This window comes from Sulfuricaulis sp. (assembly GCF_024653915.1).
GTDB lineage: Bacteria > Pseudomonadota > Gammaproteobacteria > Acidiferrobacterales > Sulfurifustaceae > Sulfuricaulis.
In genome coordinates this window covers 23,291-45,714 of sequence record NZ_JANLGY010000023.1, presented here as the reverse complement: position 1 = coordinate 45,714, position 22,424 = coordinate 23,291, and the positions used below count along the sequence as shown (strand labels likewise).

At 59.0% G+C, this 22,424-nt stretch carries 16 protein-coding genes and 1 pseudogene; 10 read left to right on the top strand and 7 right to left on the bottom strand.

The annotated features are described in order from the left end of the window. The 5 genes and pseudogenes from NUV55_RS12040 to NUV55_RS12020 form a co-directional block, all read left to right on the top strand. A pseudogene (locus NUV55_RS12040) lies at positions 1-423 on the top strand (mechanosensitive ion channel domain-containing protein); the annotation flags it as partial. Between the two features lie 170 nt (positions 424-593). Continuing rightward, complete coding sequence (locus NUV55_RS12035) at positions 594-1,919, top strand: MFS transporter (RefSeq protein ID WP_296673317.1); 1,326 nt, start codon at positions 594-596, stop codon at positions 1,917-1,919. Positions 1,920-1,936: 17 nt separating this feature from the next. Next, positions 1,937-2,701 carry a 1-acyl-sn-glycerol-3-phosphate acyltransferase gene (locus NUV55_RS12030; protein ID WP_296673315.1) on the top strand — a complete coding sequence of 255 codons (765 nt, stop codon included), beginning with the start codon at positions 1,937-1,939 and terminating at the stop codon, positions 2,699-2,701. A gap of 266 nt (positions 2,702-2,967) precedes the next feature. Then, positions 2,968-5,589: an ATP-dependent chaperone ClpB gene (gene clpB, locus NUV55_RS12025; RefSeq protein WP_296673314.1), complete on the top strand. Its 2,622-nt coding sequence runs from the start codon at positions 2,968-2,970 to the stop codon at positions 5,587-5,589. Positions 5,590-5,654: 65 nt separating this feature from the next. After that, a complete protein-coding gene (locus NUV55_RS12020; RefSeq protein ID WP_296673312.1) occupies positions 5,655-7,148 on the top strand; it encodes a DegQ family serine endoprotease in 1,494 nt (497 codons plus the stop codon). A gap of 74 nt (positions 7,149-7,222) precedes the next feature. On the opposite strand, the gene NUV55_RS12015 is transcribed toward NUV55_RS12020, so the two are convergent. Continuing rightward, entirely contained in the window at positions 7,223-8,086 is an 864-nt protein-coding gene (locus NUV55_RS12015; RefSeq protein ID WP_296673311.1) for an alpha/beta hydrolase, read from the bottom strand. A gap of 114 nt (positions 8,087-8,200) precedes the next feature. Here NUV55_RS12015 and NUV55_RS12010 point away from each other — a divergent pair, with 114 nt between their 5' ends. Beyond that, positions 8,201-9,409 (top strand): GNAT family N-acetyltransferase, encoded by a 1,209-nt coding sequence (locus NUV55_RS12010; RefSeq protein ID WP_296673309.1) that lies wholly within the window; start codon positions 8,201-8,203, stop codon positions 9,407-9,409. After that, the gene (gene hrpB, locus NUV55_RS12005; RefSeq protein WP_296673307.1) at positions 9,406-11,925 is read left to right on the top strand and encodes an ATP-dependent helicase HrpB; all 2,520 of its coding nucleotides are present in this window, start codon (positions 9,406-9,408) and stop codon (positions 11,923-11,925) included. The genes NUV55_RS12010 and hrpB overlap by 4 nt, the downstream gene beginning before the upstream one ends. Before the next feature lie 37 nt (positions 11,926-11,962). On the opposite strand, the gene NUV55_RS12000 is transcribed toward hrpB, so the two are convergent. Next, the gene (locus tag NUV55_RS12000) at positions 11,963-12,913 is read right to left on the bottom strand and encodes a sensor domain-containing diguanylate cyclase (RefSeq protein WP_296673306.1); all 951 of its coding nucleotides are present in this window, start codon (positions 12,911-12,913) and stop codon (positions 11,963-11,965) included. Positions 12,914-13,205: 292 nt separating this feature from the next. Between NUV55_RS12000 and NUV55_RS11995 the strand changes: the two genes are divergently transcribed. The 3 genes from NUV55_RS11995 to NUV55_RS11985 all read left to right on the top strand — a co-directional run bounded on the left by NUV55_RS11995 (position 13,206) and on the right by NUV55_RS11985 (position 15,103). Further along, complete coding sequence (locus tag NUV55_RS11995) at positions 13,206-13,607, top strand: hypothetical protein (protein WP_296673304.1); 402 nt, start codon at positions 13,206-13,208, stop codon at positions 13,605-13,607. 144 nt (positions 13,608-13,751) lie between these two features. Then, complete coding sequence (locus tag NUV55_RS11990; RefSeq protein ID WP_367280417.1) at positions 13,752-14,615, top strand: pirin family protein; 864 nt, start codon at positions 13,752-13,754, stop codon at positions 14,613-14,615. 104 nt (positions 14,616-14,719) lie between these two features. After that, positions 14,720-15,103 carry a tautomerase family protein gene (locus NUV55_RS11985; protein WP_296673301.1) on the top strand — a complete coding sequence of 128 codons (384 nt, stop codon included), beginning with the start codon at positions 14,720-14,722 and terminating at the stop codon, positions 15,101-15,103. A gap of 106 nt (positions 15,104-15,209) precedes the next feature. On the opposite strand, the gene NUV55_RS11980 is transcribed toward NUV55_RS11985, so the two are convergent. From NUV55_RS11980 to NUV55_RS11960, 5 genes are all read right to left on the bottom strand, one after another. Continuing rightward, positions 15,210-15,713 (bottom strand): glycine zipper 2TM domain-containing protein, encoded by a 504-nt coding sequence (locus tag NUV55_RS11980; protein WP_296673299.1) that lies wholly within the window; start codon positions 15,711-15,713, stop codon positions 15,210-15,212. A 200-nt stretch (positions 15,714-15,913) separates the two neighbouring features. Continuing rightward, positions 15,914-19,639: a methionine synthase gene (gene metH, locus NUV55_RS11975; RefSeq protein WP_296673297.1), complete on the bottom strand. Its 3,726-nt coding sequence runs from the start codon at positions 19,637-19,639 to the stop codon at positions 15,914-15,916. Positions 19,640-19,767: 128 nt separating this feature from the next. After that, the gene (locus NUV55_RS11970) at positions 19,768-20,226 is read right to left on the bottom strand and encodes a hypothetical protein (protein WP_296673295.1); all 459 of its coding nucleotides are present in this window, start codon (positions 20,224-20,226) and stop codon (positions 19,768-19,770) included. Positions 20,227-20,432: 206 nt separating this feature from the next. Continuing rightward, positions 20,433-21,452, bottom strand: a complete 1,020-nt coding sequence (locus tag NUV55_RS11965; RefSeq protein WP_296673293.1) for an ATP-grasp domain-containing protein — start codon at positions 21,450-21,452, stop codon at positions 20,433-20,435. Beyond that, a complete protein-coding gene (locus tag NUV55_RS11960; RefSeq protein WP_296673291.1) occupies positions 21,449-22,399 on the bottom strand; it encodes a putative zinc-binding metallopeptidase in 951 nt (316 codons plus the stop codon). Before NUV55_RS11960 ends, NUV55_RS11965 begins: the two co-directional genes overlap by 4 nt. Positions 22,400-22,424 lie beyond the last annotated feature (25 nt).

The window sequence follows — 22,424 nt, the reverse complement described above, 5'->3', positions numbered from 1 at the left end:
CGGCTGCGCAGTCTTTCGGGCGAGCAGATCGTGTTCTCGAATGCCGATCTGCTCAAGAGCCGTATTCGGAACTACAAGCGCATGTTCGAGCGCCGCGTGGTGTTTACCATCGGTGTGGTGTATCAGACGGCGCACGCGACACTAGAACGCATCCCGGCACTGGTGCGTTCGATCGTCGAGCAGCAGCCCAAGACACGCTTCGATCGCGCGCATTTCAAGGAATACGGCGATTCAGCGCTCGTCTTCGAGGTTGTCTACTTTGTGCTCGACCCTGACTACAACATTTACATGGATATTCAGCAGGCCATCAATCTCGCTATTTTTCGCCGCTTCCAGGAGGAAGCTATCGAATTCGCCTATCCGACGCGCACGCTGCATGTGCACTCCTCTCCGGTTGACGCGGCGGCCGGCAACCGTCCCTGAGGCGCTGGCGCCGGCTTGTTACCGGCTGTTTTAGCAGGACGAAACGTTTTTTAACAAACTGTCAGGCTTGGCGCGGCAAGACGGCTTCGCCTCCCGAGCATGCCGGTTTCCGGTTGTAAATGTAGCCCTGCTCACGGCGCTCGCTCGTCTTGCCGTATTATTAAACTCCAGTGACCGATCTCCGACCCGAAACGCTGTCTTCCCCCGTCAGTCTCCCGGTGCCCCGGCGCGAAGTGCTGGCCTGGGCCATGTACGATTTCGCCAACTCCGGTTACACCACGGTGGTGCTGACGGCGGTGTTCAATGCCTATTTCGTCGGCGTCGTGGCCGCCAACGGCGCGGACCGGAGCGGCACGGCGACGTTGTTGTGGACCGTGGCCATGGCCATTACCAATATGGTGGTGCTGGCGAGCGCTCCGGTGCTGGGAGCCATCGCCGATCGCGGCGCGCACAAAAAAAGATTCCTTGCGCTCACCACCGCCGGTTGCGTGTTCTTTACTATGCTTCTCGGTTTTGTCGGACCCGGCGATGTGGTACTCGGCATGACGTTCGTGATCCTGGCGACGTTGATGTTCGCCAGCGGCGAGAATTTCATCGCGGCATTTCTGCCCGAGATTGCCAGCCAGAAGGAAATGGGGCGCATCTCGGGCTATGGTTGGTCGCTCGGTTATCTCGGCGGCCTGCTGGTGCTGGGCCTGTGCCTGGTTTACATACAGTGGGCGCAGTCGCGTGGCGCTCTCGCCGAACAGTATGTGCCGGTGACCATGTGGATCACTGCGGTGATGTTTGCGCTGGCGGCGCTCCCCACTTTCCTTTGGTTGCGTGAACGCGCTGTGCCACAGCGGCTCGCGCCGGGTGAAACCTATTTTCGCATCGGTTTCGCGCGCGTGCGGCACACGCTGGCGCACGCGCGGCATTATCGCGACCTGTTCCGCTTTCTCGTCACGCTCGCGGTGTATTACTGCGGCATTAATACCGTGATTGTGCTGGCCGCTATTTATGCGCAGGAGACGATGGGCTTCACCATGCAGGAAAACATCATCCTGATTCTCGTTGTTAATGTCACCGCCGCGGTGGGCGCGCTGCTGTTCGGCCTGGTGCAGGACCGTCTCGGTTCGGTGCGCACGCTGGCGGTGACGCTTGTCGTATGGATTGCGGCGCTGGTGCTGGCATACCTAACTGAAACCCGTGCCGGTTTCTGGGTGGTGGCGAATCTTGTCGGGCTCGCGCTAGGCTCGAGCCAGTCGGCCGGACGCGCTCTGGTGGGGCAGTTCTCGCCACCGGCGCGTGCGGCGGAATTTTTCGGTTTGTGGGGCCTGGCTGGCAAGCTCGCGGCGGTTATCGGACCGCTGGTTTATGGATTGGTGACTTACCTGACACACGGCAATCATCGCCTGGCGCTGCTCTCCACCTGTGGATTCTTCATCGCCGGACTTCTGCTGTTGATGACCGTGAACGAACCCCGCGGGCGCGCCGCGGCAGTTCACCCGGGTTGAGTCTCGCCGCTTCACCCATGACCGCAATCACATTCATGGTGCTGGCGGCGGTCATTATCCTGCTCGCGTGGCTGTGGTTCTGGTTGCTGCGTTTGTGCGAGGTCGCCAACGGCGCGGACTGGGGCAGCCGCTGGCTCAACCGGCTGGACGGATTGAACCGCATTTTCTGTCGCCGTTTTCACCATCTGGTGCATGAGCCACTGAATCTTCCCGCCACCGGTGGGGCGCTCGTGGCTTCCAATCACGTCTCCGGCCTTGATCCGCTGCTGCTCATCGCCGCCAGCCCGAGGCCGCTGCGCTTTCTGATTGCGCGCGAGCAATACGACCGCTGGTGGCTGCGCTGGCTGTTTCGCGCTGTGGGCTGCATTCCGCTGGAGCGCACGCGCAACCCCCGCAGCGCGCTCGAAGCGGCGCGCAAGGCGCTCAAACGCGGCGAGATCGTGGCGCTGTTTCCGCATGGACGCATTCATCTCGATCATCATGAACCGGCGCCCTTGAAACGCGGCATCGCCTTGCTGGCGTCCCACACGGGCGTGGCCATTCATCCGGTACGCATTGAGGGAATTCGCGCCCAGGGCATGACCGTCACGGCCGTGTTCATTCCGAGCCGCGCCTGTATCCTGAGCTTTGTTCCGCTGCACTGTGCCGGACAGGAAGACGAGCATTGCCTGGAAGAATTGTGGGACCGGTTGGCCCTGTCAGGGGAGAACCGGAGGCACGATAACCCGCATCGCCAACGCCGTAACGGGAAATCGCCGGATAATGGGGAAACCGTGCAATAACACTTGAAAAGTGAAGGCTTTCACCCCAGTTATTAACCCGGCACGATTGTTATTAAACGAAGGGCATGCCTGATCTAACAGTACAGCCTTCCGATGGATAGGTGTGCCGGGTTAATAACAAAATTCATTGAAGATTTCTGTTATTGCGGCGGCATGATTAATATGGATGTGATACCGAGTGTCGAATCTGTCCGGATGGCTCAAATAGTTTCATGCCGCCGCAATAATCGGTCATAACATAACCCGGAATTGAGGACGGTTTTTTTATGCGTATGGACAAATTGACCACCAAATTCCAGCAGGCGCTGGCGGACGCACAGAGCCTCGCGCTCGGGCGTGACCACCAGTTCATCGAGCCGGTGCACCTGATGACGGCGCTGCTCGATCAGGAAGGCGGCACCACGCGCAGCCTGCTGGCCAAGTCTGACGTTAACGCCAATGCCTTGCGCACCAAGCTCTCCCAGATGCTTGACCGCCTGCCCACGGTGGAAGGCGCGGGCGGTGAGGTGCATGTTTCCAACAATCTGGCGAGCCTGCTCAATCTCACCGACAAATACGCGCAGAAGCGTGGTGACCAGTACATCTCCAGTGAGTTATTCCTGCTCGCCGCCCTCGAGGACAAGAGCGAGTTCGGTCGCCTGCTAAAGGAAGCGGGCGTTTCCAAAAACGGCATCGAAAAGGCCATCGAGGCCATGCGCGGCGGGCAGAAGGTGGAAGACCCGAGCGCCGAGGAAGGCCGCCAGGCGCTGGAAAAATACACCATCGATCTGACCGAGCGCGCGGAACAAGGCAAGCTCGATCCGGTGATCGGACGCGACGAGGAAATCCGCCGCTGCATCCAGATCCTGCAACGTCGCACCAAGAACAACCCGGTGTTAATCGGGGAACCGGGCGTGGGCAAGACCGCCATCGCGGAAGGCCTGGCGCAGCGCATCGTCAACAGCGAAGTGCCGGAAGGCATGAAGGGCAAACGCCTGCTGTCACTCGACATGGGTTCGCTCATTGCCGGCGCCAAGTTCCGCGGCGAGTTCGAGGAACGCTTGAAAGCCGTGCTCAAGGATTTGTCCAAGCAGGAAGGCCGCATCATTCTGTTTATCGACGAACTGCATACCATGGTCGGCGCCGGCAAGGCCGAAGGCGCGATGGACGCCGGCAACATGCTGAAGCCGGCGCTGGCGCGCGGCGATCTGCACTGCATTGGCGCCACCACGCTGGACGAATACCGCAAGTACATCGAAAAGGATGCCGCGCTCGAACGCCGCTTCCAGAAGGTGCTGGTGAACGAGCCGACGGTCGAGGACACCATTGCGATCCTGCGCGGCCTGAAGGAAAAATACGAAGTGCATCACGGCGTGGACATCACCGACCCGGCGATCGTCGCCGCGGCCACGCTGTCGCATCGTTATATCACCGACCGGCAGTTGCCCGACAAGGCCATCGACCTGGTAGACGAGGCGGCCTCGCGCATCCGCATGGAGATCGACTCCAAGCCCGAATCCATGGACCGCCTCGACCGCCGGCTGATCCAGCTCAAAATCGAGCGCGAGGCGCTGAAGAAGGAAACCGACGAGGCCTCAAGGCAGCGTCTGGCCACGCTCGAAGGCGAAATCAAAAAACTGGAAAAGGAATTTTCAGACCTGGATGAGGTCTGGAAGTCCGAAAAGGCCGCGGTGCATGGCGCGCAGCACATCAAGGAGGCGCTCGACCGCGCGCGCCTGGAATTCGAAACCGCGCGTCGCGCCGGCGATCTGGCGCGCATGTCCGAGCTGCAATACGGCCGCATCCCTGAGTTTGAAAAACAGCTCAGCGCTGCGCAGGCCGTGGAAGGCCAGGAGCGCAAGTTGCTGCGTAACGCCGTCACCGAAAACGAAATCGCCGAGATTGTTTCGCACTGGACCGGCATACCGGTATCCAGAATGATGGAAGGCGAGCGTGACAAATTGCTGCGCATGGAAGAGGCGCTGCACGGCCGTGTGGTGGGGCAGGACGAAGCCATCCGCGCGGTGTCCAATGCCATCCGGCGCTCACGCGCCGGGCTTTCCGACCCGCGCCGTCCCTACGGTTCGTTCCTGTTCCTCGGGCCCACGGGCGTGGGCAAGACCGAATTAACCAAGGCGCTCGCCAGTTTCCTGTTCGACAGCGAGGAGGCCATGGTGCGCGTCGACATGTCGGAATACATGGAAAAGCATACGGTCGCGCGGCTGATTGGTGCGCCGCCTGGCTACGTGGGGTACGAAGAGGGCGGCCAGCTCACCGAGCAGGTGCGCCGCAAGCCTTATTCCGTGATCCTGCTCGATGAAGTCGAGAAGGCGCATCCGGATGTGTTCAACGTGCTGTTACAGGTGCTGGACGACGGGCGATTGACCGATGGCCAGGGCCGTACCGTGGATTTTCGCAATACCGTGATCGTCATGACCTCGAACCTGGGCTCGAACATGATCCAGGAACTGGCCGGAGAAGAGAACTACGACAAGATGAAGCAGACGGTGATGAATGTTGTCGCGGGCCATTTCCGTCCCGAGTTCATCAACCGCATTGACGATATCGTGGTGTTCCACCCGCTCGGGCGCGAACAGCTGCACCGCATCGCCGCGTTGCAGGTACGGTATCTGCGTGAACGCCTGCAGGCGCGCGAGATGGATATGGAGCTGACGCCCAAGGCGCTGGACAATCTGGCCGAGGCCGGTTTCGACCCCGTGTTCGGTGCCCGCCCGCTCAGGCGCGCCATTCAGCAGCGCGTGGAAAATCCGCTGGCGCAGGAAATCCTGGCGGGCAAATTCGGGCCAAAAGACGTCATCGAGGTCGATGTGGCGGGCGACGAGTTGGTTTTCCGCAAAAAGCGCGCCTTGGGAAAGAAAGCCGCGCAGCCTGACCACGCCGCGGGCTGAACTTTTACCTGTTTCCCCCATCCATGCTCATGGATAAAATAACCCGCCAGTCGGGAGGAAAATTTATGTCGATTGACAGACGCTCATTCAAGGTAGGGATTATGGCCGGGATATTTCTGCTCTCCGGCATAATCGTTGGAATTATTTTCAGTTCGCGCCTCGATTGGCTGCCAAGCGCCACCAGCGCATCCATGGAAAACACGGTAGCGCCGGTTTCCGGCACCACACCGCCCAATTTCGTTCCCGTCGTGAAGGCGGTCATGCCAGCGGTGGTGAATATCGCGACCACTCGCATGGTTAAACAGGGTGGCCAGATGCAGGGACCGATGATGGACGATCCTTTCTTCCGCCAGTTCTTCGGCGAGGAATTCTTTCACCGGTTCCAGAACCCGCGCGATCGGCGCGAGAACAGTCTCGGTTCCGGCGTGATCGTGGATTCCGCCGGTTATATCGTCACCAATAACCATGTCGTGGCCAAGGCCGACGAGATCAAGGTGCTGCTGAACGACAAGCGCGAGTTCACCGGCAAGGTGGTGGGCACCGATCCCAAATCCGATCTGGCCGTGATCAAGATCAACGCCAAGGACCTGCCGGTCATCCCCTGGGGCGACTCGGACAAGCTCGAGGTGGGCGAATACGTGCTCGCGATCGGCAATCCCTTCGGGCTCAACCAGACCGTCACGCAGGGCATTGTCAGCGCCGTCGGGCGCGCCAATGTCGGCATTGCCGATTATGAGGATTTCATCCAGACCGACGCCGCCATCAACCCGGGCAACTCGGGCGGCGCGCTCGTCAACGCGCGTGGCCAGCTGGTGGGTATCAATACCGCCATCTTCTCGCGCTCTGGCGGATACATGGGCATCGGCTTCGCCGTGCCCAGCAACATGACGCGCTCGGTCATGGATAGTCTGCTCAAGGGCGGTAAGGTGGTGCGTGGCTGGCTCGGCGTTTCGATCCAGGATGTTACGCCGGATCTGGCCAAGCAGTTCGGCCTGAAGGAGACCAAGGGTGCCCTGGTCAGCGAGATCATCCCCGACAGCCCAGCCGCGGCCGCCGGTATCCAGAGTGGCGACGTCATCACGGCATTCAACGGTAAGACGGTGGAAAGCACGAGTATCTTGCGCAACACCGTGGCACAAACGCCGGTCGGTAAGACCGTGAAGGTTGAACTGTTGCGTGAAAAGAAATCCATGTCGCTCGAGATAAAGATCACCGAGCAACCCAAGGATGTCGCGCAGGCCGACGGCGAAACGGTGCAGGGCGACGGCAAGAACACCGCGCTTGCAGGTGTCGAGGTGCGTAATCTGACCTCCGAGATCGCGCGTCAGCTCGGTCTGCCGCCAGGCACGACGGGCGTGGTCATCGCCGGCGTGGAGCAGGGCAGCACCGCCGAGGAAGCGGGATTGCAGGAAGGCGATGTAATCATGGAAATCAATCGCCAGCCGGTGCGCAATATCGGCGACTTCAAACGCCTGAGCAGCAAGCTGTCGAAGAAAGACAGTACCTTGCTGCTGATCAATCGGCAGGGCCGTAAACTGTTCCTCGCGATACAACCTTAATGTTTTTTGTAGGGGCGCGATTCATCGCGCCCGTGGGCGGGATAAATCCCGCCCCTACAGACGGCCAAATAAATTCAGACTGAAAGACGCGCGCACCACGTTTCAATGGCGGCGCGCACCTGCGCCGGTTTTTCCGTCAGCGGCCAGTGATAGGCATCGATAGTTTCTATCCGTGTTTGTGGATGCTCACTAAGCACGCGGCGCGTTATTTCCGGATCGGTGTAGGTGATTCCCTTTGAGAGCAGCGCGAGTATCGGCGCTGGAATCTGCGAAAGCGGCGGGAGCGGGCGGATAATTTCGAGCATTTCCTGCAGATAACTCGCCACCGGAAAAAAACGCAGGTCCTCCCACGGTGAGGAATAGAGGGCTATCATCTCCTCCTGTTTGCCGGCCCCAAGCAGTTTCGCCCGTGTAGCCTCATCCATCTTTCTCAAATCGCGGCCTGGAACGTGCCGACGTCGCAGGCCGAGTCGGTTCAGGAAAAGAATAACGGACACGATTCCTTGAATGACAGGTTGCACCCGGCTTACCGTCCGCATCGTGCTTCGTATAGCCTGATGAAAGACCGGGTCTATCAATACCAGCCCGCGCACCCGTGCTGGATAGCGTCCCGCGAAATGCACGGCGACCTGCGCGCCCAGGCTGTGACCGACGAGCACCGCCTTGTCGCCGCCCTCCGCGTCCAGAATGGTCTGCAAATCCCGGCACCACACATCCATGCCGAGCCGGCCGCGCGCGAAGGATTCACCGTGGCCACGCAGATCGGGGCGGAGAATGCCCCAGGTTTCCTTCAGTGCCGTATGTTCCACAAATTCGGACCACCGGGTCATGTTGCTGGCCATGCCATGCAACAGCACGATGAATTGCCTGGGGTCAGCGGTTTCACTCCATAGCCGGTAACCGAGTGTGGCCCCGTCAGAAGCTCGCAGAGTTCGCATGACGTCCATGGTTTACAGAGAATAATGACCGGCGATCATTTCCGCCAGTAAACTTCAATTGCCCTTCGGATATTTTATTTACGGGCTGAGGACAGGCCATGATAGATTCTCGCCATGAAACCGGATTATCGTTGTGTGACAGCCACTTCGCAGGCGGAAATTGAGCCGCATTTGGCGGCTTGGCAGGATTTGATGTCGCGGGCGCTGGAGGACAATTTCTATCTTTCCCCTGTGTTTCTTTCGGCCGTCCTGCGCCATCAGGTGGAAAGCCATTACCGCGTGGTGTTTGTTTATTGTCATGAATCCGGGACGGATCGGCTTGTGGCGGTCGCGCCCTTTTCACAAGAACGCCCGACTCTTAAGATCCCGTTCTCCGTGCTTTGTGGCTTCGTCAGCCCGCATGGATATCTTTCTCATCCCCTGGTGGACCGCGATGACTCAGGCGACGCCCTCAATTCATTGTGGGAATGGCTCGAACAACCAACGCATCCATGGCAGATGGTTATTTTCCACGGCATCGGCGAAACCTCGCCATTTCTGCCGCAACTCAAAACCATGCTCGACAAGCGCGGCAGGCGTTATCTGTCAAAGCGCATGTTTTTGCGCCCCATGCTTGAGCGTTACGAGAATTTCGAAGCCTATCTGGCGTCGTTGTCATCAGCGCGGCGCAAGAGTTATCGCCGCCGATGGAAGCAGCTGGCGCGCGATGGCGCTGTCGAAGTGGTGTTGCACCGGAATCTGGATCAGGCCGGCGATCTGGCGGAGCGTTTCCTGCGGCTTGAGCAACACAGCTGGAAGGGATCGCGTGGTACGGCCATGGCCTGCGATTCGGAAGAGGCCAGCTTCTTCCGCGAAATCGTGGACAAGAGTGCGCGTGAAGGAAAAGTTTTCTTTGTCGAACTGAAACTCAACGGCAAGCTTATTGCCATGACAACCAATTTTATCATTGGGCATACCTTGTTCGCCTTCAAGATTGCCTACGATCCGGATTACCAGGATTATTCGCCGGGAATCCTGGCGGAAGTCCAGACGGTCAGGCTGTTTCATGAAACGCCGGAACTGGTGCGAGGTGAAGGTGGTGCGACGGCCGAGTCCTATCTGCGGTCCTACTGGCGCGAGCTGGCCGAGATGCATGCCTTTTATATCGCCATGCCGCGAAGACTGCCGCATGGTTATCTGTCATTGTTGTCTTCGGTGTGGCGGGTCAAGAATACGTTTCGCAAAATGACCCAGACTGCTCCGCAGCCGGGTAGCATGAATTTGTTTGCCGCTGTTCCACCTGCCGTGAATGAAGCTCTGCTGGCCTGTGGCCAGTTGGTATGACTGGAGACAAACTTCCGGTCGACGAAATCCTGCCGTCGTTGCGCCAGTTTTTCGCCACGCATTCTGCCGTGGTGTTACAGGCGCCCCCCGGTGCCGGCAAGACCACCCACGTCCCTCTTGCGCTGCTGAACGAGCCCTGGCTGGCCGGACGCTCGATATTGATGCTCGAGCCGCGCCGGTTGGCGGCGCGCGCCGCCTGTGCGCGCATGGCGCATCTGCTCGGCGAAACGGCAGGACAGACTGTTGGCTACCGCATCCGCTTCGACGCCAAGGTGTCGGCAAAAACCCGCATCGAAGTGCTTACCGAGGGAATCCTCACACGCCGGCTGCAAACTGATCCGGAATTGAAAAATGCCGGACTCGTCATTTTTGACGAATTCCATGAACGCCATCTGCATGCCGATCTGGCGCTGGCGCTTTGTCTCGACAGCCAGAAGGCGTTGCGCGAAGACCTGAAAATTCTGGTGATGTCGGCCACGCTCGACAGTGAGTCGGTTTCCATGCTCCTGAACAATGCGCCGATCATTACCAGTCAAGGCCGCAGCTATCCCGTGGATATCAATTACTTATCGCGCGACCCCGAGGGACCGCTGGCGCAGACTGTGTGCGATGCGGTGATGGATGCGCTGGAAAAACACGAAGGCGATGTCCTGGTGTTTCTGCCGGGTGCCTGGGAAATCCGCCGCACGCAGGAACTGTTGCAGGCCCGGCTGGGAACACGCGCAGAACTGTTCCCGCTCTACGGCGATCTGCCATGGGAAGCGCAGGATCGCGCCATCCAACCCTCGACCGGCCGACGCAAGATTGTGCTGGCAACGCCCATTGCCGAAACCAGCCTGACCATCGAGGGGATACGCGTGGTGGTGGATGGCGGTTTTGCGCGTGTACCGCAGTTTGATCCACGATCGGGCCTGTCGCGCCTGACCACGGTACGCATCTCGCGCGCCTCGAGCGAGCAGCGCGCGGGACGCGCCGGCCGGATCGCACCCGGGGCGTGTTACCGGCTCTGGAGCGAGACCACGCAGCGCGGTCTGGTTCCGCAATCGCCTCCGGAAATACGCGGCACCGATCTGGCACCACTTGCGCTGGAGCTGGCCGCGTGGGGCGTGCGCGATGCGGGCACTCTCGCCTGGCTGGATCCTCCACCCGAGGTCGCGATGAACCAGGCGCGCGAGTTGTTGACTGAGCTCGATGCGATAGATCCCGATGGTCACGTGACTGAAATCGGACGTGCCATGGCGCGCCTGCCACTGCATCCGCGTCTGTCGCACATGTTGTTCAGTGCGGAGCGTTTGGGTCTCGGAGCACTGGCCTGCGATGTGGCGGCATTAATCTCGGAACGCGATATCCTGATGGGCGAGGCACGCCGCTCCGCCGATTTCGTTCAGCGAGTGGAAGCGCTGCATGCGTTTCGCAAGAATGGCCGAGCGGGTGCGCAGTCGCATCAGGCAGACGCCAACGGTTGCGCGCGCGTCAATCAGGCGGCGCAGCAATTCCAGCGCCTGCTGTCATCAAAGGTTGAATCCACCACCGATATTGAACGCACCGGATTGTTGCTGGCAATGGCCTATCCCGATCGTGTGGCGCTGGCGCGCACGCCGGGTGACACGCGCTACCTGCTGGCGTCCGGCCGTGGCGCGCGCCTGCACGATTCCGAGATGCGCCTGCGTCAGCCTTGCATTGTCGCGGCAAGTCTTGACGCGGGTGAAACAGAAGGTCTTATTTATTCCGCCGCACCGCTGGATATGGAGGTACTGCGGGAACATCTCGCAACACATATCCGGGAAGAAGATGTTGTGCGGTGGGACCCGCCGCAGCAGATTGTGATTGCGCGGCGCGAGGAGCGTTTCGGCGCGCTGGTGCTCGAGGGCAAGCCGTTAATCAAAGCCGACCCGGAGAAAATCCGCGCCGCTATGCTTGAAGGCGTACGCCGCATGGGCATCGAGGCGCTTCCCTGGACGCGTGAGGCGCGTGAATGGCAGACGCGGGTGTTGTCCCTGCGGCAATGGCTCCCGGGTGAAGACTGGCCGGATGTCTCGGATACAATGCTGCGGGATACGCTCGCGGAATGGCTTGGACCCTATCTCGATGGCATGGCGCGTCGCGATCACCTGGCTCGGCTCGATCTTCTGACAATTTTGAAGGTATGTCTGGATTGGGACATGAGCCAGCGGCTCGAGGAAGGCGCGCCGACGCATCTGGTGGTGCCGAGTGGTTCGAGCCTGCGGCTCGAATATATTCCGGGCGAATTCCCGGTGCTCAAAGTGAAACTTCAGGAAATGTTCGGACTGGCGGACACGCCGCGCGTGGCCTGGGGCAAGGTACCGGTAACGCTGCACCTGCTCTCGCCGGCGCAGCGGCCGATCCAGGTCACGCAGGATTTGCGTGGCTTCTGGGAGCGGACCTATCCGGAGGTCAAAAAGGAATTGAAGGGGAAGTATCCGAAGCACCCCTGGCCCGACGACCCGTGGAGCGCCACGCCGACGCGGCGCGCTATGCGACGTCCGAGAACGTAGAAACCCAACGGTATAACTGCGATTCCAGTTTGTCTATTTAGCCGCGATTGAGCATGTAGTCGCGCCCGCCGTAGAACAGTTGCACGCGGTTGCGCCCCTTGTCCTTGGCGACATAACAGGCGGTGTCGGCGTTACTGAGAATGGTCGCCGGACTTTCGGTTGCCTGCGTGATTTCGCAGGCGCCGATGCTGGCGCTGATGTCGAACAACCGGTCATTACACTTGAAACGGAAGCCGGCGATGCTCTGCCGCAGTTTCTCAGCGATCTCCAGCGCCTGTTCCATCTGACAGTTTTCCAGCAGCACGCCAAATTCATCGCCGCCCAACCGCGCGAACGTGTCTTTCTTGCGCACCTGCTTATGAGTGCGCGCGGCAATCTGGCGCAGTAATTCATCGCCCGCCATGTGACCGCAGGTATCGTTGACGATCTTGAACTGGTCCAGGTCCACGTAAAGCAGCGTGTGCCGGAGATTCCGGATTCTGGCGGACTCGAACAGCTCGTTCAGCCGCCGCTCAAACTCGCGCCGGTTAAAGAGACCGGTGAGATCGTCGTGGCGTGCATGGTGATGCGCTTCCGCGAGTATCTCGCGGCGTTCGGTGATGTCGCGCACCACGCCGATGACAAGATCGCCGGCTTCGATATCCACTTTGTTCATGCTGATTTCCACCCAGCGTGGCTCGCCGCACTTGGGCTTGAGACGGCACTCGAAGCGCGCCGGTTTCCCGTCGAGCACGGCCTGGAATTTGTCCTTGAATAGTTTTTTGCTTTCGGCGTTGCCGAAGAATCGGGTTATGGGCAACCGTTGTTTGTGCGCTGTCAGGGATTTCTCTGTTTCGCCCAGCCATTCAGCGAGCAGGTGATTGGCCACGTGAAATTTCATTTCGTCGCACACGACGAAAATACCGTCGTTTGCGCTGTCGATATAGGCGCGCAACAGTGACAAGTGGAAATCCTTTTCCGGGGGTGGGGAGCCCTTTGGCGACTTCACAGGGGTACCTCCGGCGCGACGGGACATCCCCGGTAGTTTGCCGGGCCGTCGCTATACCTAAAAGCTAGCAGATATGTACTCCTTCCTTATTTCCACGAGAAATTAGCAGTCAAATCAACAGAATAAAAAATGAAATGTGCCACAGACGGTGTTTTCAGACTGATGCGTCCATGGGCGGCGTCCCTCATTTTCAATGTAGGTTAGCGGTGTTGGCGGCCCCACTTGACGCGGGAGTCGCATGAAATGGTTGGCGAGATGTTTGATTCGTTGCACTACAATCGGAGCCCAACGCATGAATCATCCCGCCGCGCAAATCTCAAAGCGTCTGTTACTTTCCATCATTGAGCTTGGGGGGTATCCCGATTTCAAGCCGCTTTACCGGACGGCCGGTTATGAAGTTGAATCCGCTGCCTCGGTGCGCAAGGCCTTGGGGTTGCTGAAGAAACTCAGTCCCGACGTCATTGTTGCCGAGTTCAATTTCCAGTCGGATTTCCGCGACCGCACCAGCAGCTTGGAATCGCTATTGGCCGTGGTGCAACGGTTACCGAAAACCAAAGTGATTGTGTTCTACGAAAAAGACCACGCGCACCAGCTCACCCGCCTCACGAACCAGTATCCCATCCACGAAACCCTGGCGTTCCCCATCGATACCGCGAAACTCGAACAAAGCCTGCAACGCGCTGTTTCAGGCTGATTTGAGCAGGCGTAATATCTCCCTTTCTGGCATGGACAGGAACAAAGCATGCGGAGGAATGATTCTCTGCTCATTGTTAGAGAGACATTTTTAAACGAAGGAGTGAGGACGTAACCAATGCAAGCAACCAAGGAAATGCAATCCATCAAGAAGCTGCATCGCATCGAGCGCACCGCGGATCGTCACTGGGTAGGCGATGGCTTCCCGGTGCGCTCGCTTTTTTCCTACCCAAGTCTCGGTGCGATCCTCAGCCCGTTCCTGCTCCTCGATTACGCTGGCCCCACGGAATTCCCGCCGACGGAGGAACGCCTCGGTGTGGGTGAACACCCGCACCGCGGATTCGAGACGGTGACCATCGTCTACGAGGGCGAAGTGGAACACCGGGATTCCTCCGGGGGTGGCGGAAGTATTGGCCCCGGCGACGTGCAGTGGATGACCGCCGCATCGGGCCTGGTTCACGAAGAATTTCATGGCCGCCATTTCGCCAAACGTGGTGGCAAGTTTGAAATGGTACAGCTTTGGGTCAATTTGCCCGCCAAGGACAAGATGACAACTCCGCATTACCAGGGCATCCTGAACAGTCAGATTCCTGCCGTAAGCTTGCCCGATGGTCAGGGAACGGTGCGCGTGATTGCGGGCGAGTTCGCCGGCGTCAAGGGGCCAGCCAAGACCTTCACGCCCATTCATGTTTGGGATCTGCACCTCGCCAGTGATCAGCGCACGAACCTTGCCGTGCCGGACGGCTGGACCACGGCGCTGGTGGTGCTCAAAGGCACGCTGCGTGTGAACGGCTCCGAGTTGGTCGGAGCGGCGGAGGTTGGCGTGTTCGAGCGCGCGGGAGGAAGCATTTCCATCGACAGCGCGAAAGGTGTGACGGCTTTGCTGCTCAGCGGCGAGCCGATCGATGAACCCATCGTGGGCAGCGGACCTTTCGTCATGAATACCCCGCAGGAGATTCGCCAGGCGATGGCGGATTACCAGAATGGCAAGATGGGACGCTTGTCCTGAGTGAGTGGATTCAAGAAGTCAGAGTTTTTGAAATCATGCTATTCGTTCTGCCTTCACGCTAACCAGCCATAATATTTAAGTTCTCGAAAACATTCGGAGGCCAAATGCCACTCGTGCGAATTTCCCTGATAGAAGGCAAGAACGCCGAGTACCGGCGTAAGATCGGTGACGTAGTGCATCAGGCGATGGTAGATAAGATAAATTGCCCGCCACAGGACCGCTTCCAGCTTATCAGCGAACACCCCAAGGGCAATTATCTCTATGCCTCGGAGTATCTGAATATTCCGCATACCGATGATTTGGTCGTGATCCAGATCACGTTGAACGAAGGTCGCACGGTAGAGCTGAAGAAGGCGCTGTACAAGGCTATCGCAGAGGGTTTGCAGAAAGCCATCGGTCTGAAACCGCAGGACGTATTTATCAGTCTGGTCGAGGTTAAAAAGGAAAACTGGTCGTTCGGGAACGGTGTAGCCCAATACGCCCCTTAGAATCTAACAAAAAGGAATTAACCGCCAAGACGCCAAGGTCGCCAAGTTTCTATATTTAAAAAAGTCTTTTTGGCGACCTTGGCGTCTTGGCGGTTCAAAATCAATATCAGTTGCGAACGAGCGTCCCATCCACGATCTTGACCTTGTCGCCGACGTTCACGCCGTTGGCGGCGTTGAGCGTGAGCTGCTGGCGTGTGCCGTCGTCCATGCGCAGGGCGATGCGGTAACGCGTGACCTTTTTCGTGTTCTTTTCGATCTCATTGCCGGCGATGGCGCCGCCGACGCCTCCGGCCACGGTCGCGAGGTCCTTGCCGCGGCCACTGCCGATCTGGTGCCCGACGATGGCGCCGATCACGCCGCCGGCAATTGCGCCACCACCACTGGCTTGGCCCTTCTCGGTAAAAGTATCGATGGATTCGACCACGCCGCATTCACGGCATACGACAGGGCTGGCCTTGGCCACTTTGGACTTGCCGGTATTGGCGGGGGCTTCCGCCTGTCCGGCGGATTGGAACGGGTTCTGGACAACGCCGGTTTTGACCGCGGCGACGCCTCCAACGGCGATCGCGGCCGAGGTGATGGCGGCAATTTGTATCGTGCTGAGTGGCATGGTTGTCTCCTGTGGGAAATCGTGTTGTCGAGGCGGATTCTACTGCAACTTCATCGGAATAGGCTGCCGGGACAAGCCTGCTGTCACAAAGTTTAACGCTTGCGTCGGGAATATCCTGCACCTGCCTTGGCATACCGGGATAAACGCCCCAGCCAATACTATGGTTTACAGACGTGCGGGAACAGCACAGAGAAATGCGGTCAGTCCTGCGGTTCGTACCCGAGATTGGGCGACAGCCAGCGTTCGATGACGGCGAGCTTCATATCCTTGCGACGCGCGTAATCTTCGACCTGATCCTTGCCGAGATTCCCGACGGCAAAGTACTGTGAGTCGGGATGCGAGAAATAAAAACCGCTCACGGCGGCGGCTGGCCACATGGCGAAGCTTTCGGTAAGCGTCACGCCGGTATTCTTGGCCGCATCGATCATTTTAAACAGCAGTTCCTTTTCAGTGTGATCCGGGCAGGCCGGGTAGCCGGGAGCCGGGCGGATGCCTTTGTATTCCTCGCGGACCAGCGCTTCACTGTCAAGCTTCTCGTCGGGGGCATGTCCCCAGAATTCCTTGCGCACGCGTTCATGCAGGCGCTCGGCAAAGGCCTCGGCCAGGCGGTCGGCCAGCGCCTTGGCCATGATGGCGTTGTAGTCGTCGTGACCCTTCTCGAATGTCTTCGCTAGCTCGTCGGCGCCATGGATTCCGACGGCGAAACCGCCGACATAGTCCTTGAGACCGGAAGCTTTCGGCGCGACGAAATCCGCGAGCGCACGATTAGGTCGTCCCGGTGGTTTTTCGTCCTGTTGACGCAGGGCGTGCAGCACGGTCGATATCTTTTTGCGTGACTCGTCCGCGTACACCTCGATGTCGTCGTCGTTCACGCTGTTGGCCGGGAACAGGCCGATGACGCCCTTCGCGACAAATAATTTCTCCTGAATGATGCGTTTGAGCAGCGCCTGGGCATCGTTAAAAAGCTTGATGGCCTCCACACCGGTTTTTTCATCCTTGAGAATGTCCGGGTAACGACCTTTCATCTCCCAGGTGATGAAGAACGGTGTCCAGTCGATATAGCGCGTCAGTTCATCGAGCGGGTAGTTTTCGAAAACGGTAATGCCCGGCTTGCGCGGTGCCGTCGGTGCATGGCCTTGCCATTCGACCTTGGTTTTGTTTGCGCGCGCATCGACGAGCGAGAGCATGCGTGTGCCGGCCTTCTTGCCTTTGTGGCGCGCACGCACTTCCTCGTATTCGGCGTGGACTTTCGCAACAAAATCAGTTTTCAGCTCGTCGCTCAGGAGATTGGAGGCCACGCCGACGCCACGCGAGGCGTCCTTGACCCAAATCACAGGGTGCGGATAGTTCGGGGCGATTTTTACCGCCGTGTGCACACGCGAGGTGGTGGCGCCGCCGATCAGCAGCGGGACCGTGAAACCTTCACGCTGCATTTCCTTGGCAACATGCGCCATTTCATCCAGCGACGGCGTAATCAGGCCGGACAGTCCGATGATGTCCACCTTTTCCTTTTTCGCAGCTTCGAGGATCTTCGCCGCTGGCACCATGACACCGAGATCGATGACTTCGTAGTTGTTGCAGGCCAGCACCACGCCGACGATATTCTTGCCAATGTCGTGCACGTCGCCCTTGACCGTCGCCATGAGGATCTTGCCCTTGGCGCGGCTCTCGGCGGTCTTCTCCTTCTCGATGAAGGGGATGAGCCAGGCCACGGCCTTTTTCATGACGCGTGCGCTCTTGACCACCTGTGGCAGGAACATCTTGCCGGCGCCGAACAGATCGCCGACCACGTTCATGCCATCCATGAGCGGGCCTTCGATAACCTGAATCGGGCGGGGGAACTGTTTACGCGCTTCTTCGGTATCCTGTTCGACGAACCCGTCGATGCCATGCACCAGCGCGTGTGTCAGCCGCTCGGTCACCGGTGCCTCACGCCAGGAAAGGTCCTCGGCCTTGGCCTTGCCGCCTTCACCGGCGAACTTCGCGGCGGTCTCGAGCAAGCGCTCGGTGGCGTCCGGACGGCGGTTAAGAATTACGTCTTCGACGCGTTCGCGCAATTCCTCCGGGATGTCCGCGTACACCGCGAGCTGACCTGCGTTCACGATGCCCATGGTCATGCCGGCCTTGATCGCGTGGTACAAAAATACGGAATGAATGGCTTCACGCACCGCGTTGTTACCCCGGAACGAAAATGACACGTTGGACACGCCACCCGAGATATGTGCGTGCGTCAGGCGTTTGCGGATTTCGCGCGTGGCCTCGATGTAATCCACCGCGTAGTTGTTGTGTTCCTCGATGCCGGTCGCGATCGCGAAAATATTCGGGTCGAAGATAATGTCTTGCGGCGCGAAGCCCACTTTCTCGGTGAGCACTTTGTATGAGCGCGAGCAAATCTCAATCTTGCGTTCACGCGTGTCGGCCTGGCCTTTCTCGTCGAAGGCCATCACCACCACGGCCGCGCCGTAACGGCGGCAGGCGCGCGCCTGCTCGATAAACTTTTCCTCGCCCTCCTTGAGACTGATGGAGTTGACCACCGGCTTGCCCTGCACGCATTTCAGGCCGGCTTCGAGCACGCTCCACTTCGAGGAGTCGATCATGACCGGCACGCGCGAGATTTCCGGCTCGGAGGCGATCAGATGCAGGAAGTCCGTCATGGCCTTCTCGCCGTCGAGCATGGCTTCGTCCATGTTCACGTCGATTATCTGCGCGCCGTTTTGCACTTGTTGGCGCGCGACATCGAGGGCCTTGTCGTATTCGTTGTTAAGAATAAGTTTTTTGAACGCGGCCGAGCCGGTAACGTTGGTGCGTTCACCCACGTTCACGAACAGGCTTTCGGGGCCGATGTTGAGCGGTTCCAGGCCCGCGAGGCGGCACTGCGGCGCGATCTTCGGCAGCGTACGCGGACGAATTGACCGCACGGCGTCGGCCATGGCCTTGATATGCGGTGGTGTGGTGCCGCAGCAGCCGCCGATGATATTAAGGAAGCTGGATTCGGCCCATTCCTTGATTTGCTCGGCCATGAATTCCGGGGTGTCGTCATAACCGCCGAATTCATTCGGCAGGCCGGCATTGGGGTGGCTGCTGACGTGCACGTTGGCGACGCGCGCCATTTCCTCGACGTACTGGCGCAATTGCTCGGTGCCGAGCGCGCAGTTCAGGCCCACGCTCAGCGGTTGCGCATGCGCGATGGAATTCCAGAACGCCTCGGTGGTCTGCCCGGAAAGCGTACGCCCGCTGGCGTCGGTAATGGTGCCGGAAATCATGATCGGCACGCGGATGCCGTGCTTTTCAAAATACTGGTCGATGGCGTACAGCGCTGCCTTGCAGTTGAGGGTGTCGAACACGGTTTCGACCAGCAACAGATCGGCGCCGCCTTCGAGCAGCCCGCGCGTGCATTCGGTGTAGGCGGCAACCAACTCATCGTAATGGGTGTTGCGGAAACCCGGGTTGTTCACATCCGGTGACAGCGAAGCGGTGCGGTTGGTCGGCCCGAGCACGCCGGCCACGAAACGCGGACGCGCTGGATCCTTGCGCTCGTATTCGTCGGCCGTGGCCCGTGCCAGGCGCGCGCCCTCACGGTTCAGCTCAAAAGCCAGCTCCTCCATCTTGTAATCCGCCATGGAGATGGATTGCGAATTGAAGGTGTTGGTTTCGAGGATATCGGCGCCGGCGTCGAGGTAGGCGGCGTGGATGTCGTGGATGATCTTGGGCTGCGTCAGCGTCAGCAGGTCGTTATTGCCCTTCAGCTCATGCGCCCAGCTCGCGAAGCGTTCGCCGCGATAATCTTTTTCGCCCAGCTTGTAGCGCTGGATCATGGTGCCCATGGCACCGTCCAGGATCAGAATTCGCTCTTGGAGGAGGCTCTCAAGCCGGGACAGGCGTACTCGACGGGCGCCGTCAGGGACGACGTAGGGACGTTGGGACATTCTTCTTCAGGTTCTGGCTCATATTAAGAGCTGACGGAGTTTAGCGGAAAGCCGCGGTGAATGCATGAAACGACAACCCCGCGTGAGGCGGGGTTGTCAGACACCTAACGGATGCGGAGCGGTTATCGTTATGCTGCCTTGTTCCCGTATTTGGCTTTGGCGGCACGCGCAGCCTTGGCCTCTTTGGGGGAATAGGCGCTGCCGGACCAGAGCATGGTGTAAGCAATCTCTTCATTGCCGTTTTCGCACAGATCGAGGACCTTTTTGAACAACGGCTGGAAGGTCTCGCTGCGATGCGATGCTTCATGTTCCTCAAACGTGCGCCAGAAGGTGACGATCAGCGCTTCTTTTTCCTTGAGCGGGCTTTTGACGGCCTGGCCGATGGTTGAACCTTCGTTGGAAATGGCGCCGCTGTTGAGGGCCACGAAGCCGCCCACAAAACCGGTTTCGGAGTGATAGGTCTTTACGTTTTCGCACAGCATGGCCACGCGTTCCTGCAGATCGTCTACGGTGTAGCCGGGTTTGAGCAAGACGCGGTTAACCGTCACCACGCCGTCTGATGGAAAACCGTTGATTAGCTGAGTCATCGCAAAGCACCTCCAAAATCATTGATTACAGTGTTCCCAAATAGTGAGAATTGACAGAATATTAGAGAACGTTAATATTCTATCAATACCATACTGATTAAGTCAACTAATTGGGGGCAAACAAACCGGGTTTCAAGGATGCAAGAGACAGGCCAATCAAGTCGGGAATACCTCAACGAGGGGGGGGGCAGAACACCCCGCGGGGATTACTCGATGGACCGGGTGGTTATTCCCAGATGGAGAATACGCTGAATGAAGTCCTCATAGCTCAATCCGGACTTGATGGCGGAATGGGTGCAGTCCTCGTCACGTGCGATCCCGGGGTTGGGGTTCGCTTCCAGCACGTAAAGCTCGCCGTCCGCCGTTACGCGCAGGTCGATGCGGCCGTAGCCGTTCATGTCGAGCAGGTGGTAAACGCGTTTGCACAGGTGCTGGATGCGCCCTTCCATGCCATTCGGCAGAGTGCGCGCAAACTGGTAAACGATACCCCAGCGTTCGCGGTACTTGTCGTCCCATTTAACTGCGTAGGTTGCCATCTTCGGTGTTCCCGGCTCGACGTTGTCGAATACCAGCTCACGGATGGGCAGGACCTCAAGCTTGCTGTTGCCGAGAACCGTGACATACAGCTCGCGCCCGTCGATGTACTGCTCGGCGATCGCGTCGCCATGCAGCTTGTCGTGGATCAGCGCCACGCGTTCGCGCAGCTGGTCCTCGTTCTCTACGTAAGAGGCCTGAGCAATGCCGACCGAGCCTTCCTCGGTCAATGACTTGACGATCAGGGGAAAGACGAATTTTCGCCGCCGGCTGATTTTGCGACCGAGCCGGAATACATAAAAGTCCGGAACGCTGATGCGATGGTAAGTGAGAACCATCTTGGTTAGCGCCTTGTCGCGCGCCAGCAGCAGGCCGCGCGGATTGCAGCCGGTGTAGGGGATGCGCATCATCTCGAAATAGCTGACGACGTAGTAATCGAAGGCGCTGTTGCCGGCGAAGTCCTCCAGAAGATTGAATGCAATGTGGGGCTTGAATTCCTCATTCATCTTGCGGATCGGCATGAGATCATCGTAAACGCCCACGATCTGGACTTCATGGCCAAGGGTGATCAACGCGTTCTTGACGTCATACTCGGTGCGGAATTTCTCCATGCGCGGATCATCTTTGTCCTTCAAGTCTTCCGGCGGCACCAGCGTGTAGTGCACCACCATCATGACACGCAGCTTTTTCATATCGCGAGGCGCGACATCCCGCTGCGCAGCGAGCCCATGTAGAGCATCACAAGCGAGGCGATGAGCGCGGTCTTGGTTTCTTCCTTGTCGCGGGAGGCGTGAAGATTCATTTCTTCACAACGGTGGATCATGTCTTCGATGGTCAGGTTGATGCGATAGCGGGATTCGGAGGTCCAACGGGCCACGCTGGTGATGGCTTCGCGGCGCATTTTCCGGACGAAATGTGCGGCCCGCTCGTTCTGGTGGCTCACCGAAGCAGGGAAGATTTGCCGCAACTGCTGTTCATGGAAGCAGGGCAGGTCCAGTTGCAGGCGTGTCTGCTTCTCCGCGAAGTATTCTCGCAGAGTGATCCGCTGCGTGTTGATTGAATCGACCTGTTTCTTGCTGCGCACCGGCGGGGTGCGGCCGACAATCTCCTTCATCAGCTCATCCACGTAATTGAGTTTCTTGATCGCCGGCCAGTCGCGGTATTTCTCGCGCCAGCGCGAACCCGGGTCGAGCCACACGGCGAAAGTCTCAGCCCAGTCCTCAGCGGGGTGACTCTGCGCATACCAGTTGTCGAGGTGCAGCACGTAATTGCGGCTGTAGGGCCGCGGCATGTAGCTTTCGGGATAGGCCTTGCTGTTGCGTCCAAAGCGGCGGCGCCAGCTCTGTTTCAGGTGCAGGCGGTAAGCGTTGGCCAGCGCGTGCGCGGTTTCGTGCCGCAGCAACTTCATGCGTGACTCCAGGGTGTTGCCGTCGAATTCGAGCATGTGCGCTTTTTCCAGGCGCATGAGCCGCGGGTGTACGAGGAAAAACGGGATGGCAATTCCGGGTACGCCGTCCGGGCAGAACCAGCAGTCTGACAGCCAGAAATGCGGGCGGAACGCGAAGCCGCGATTGGCGAGATCGTGCCACAGCTGTCTAACCTCTTTCTGGATCTTGCTGCCGTTCAGCGTGAGCCCCAAGTCGCACAGCCGGGTGTCCAGGAGG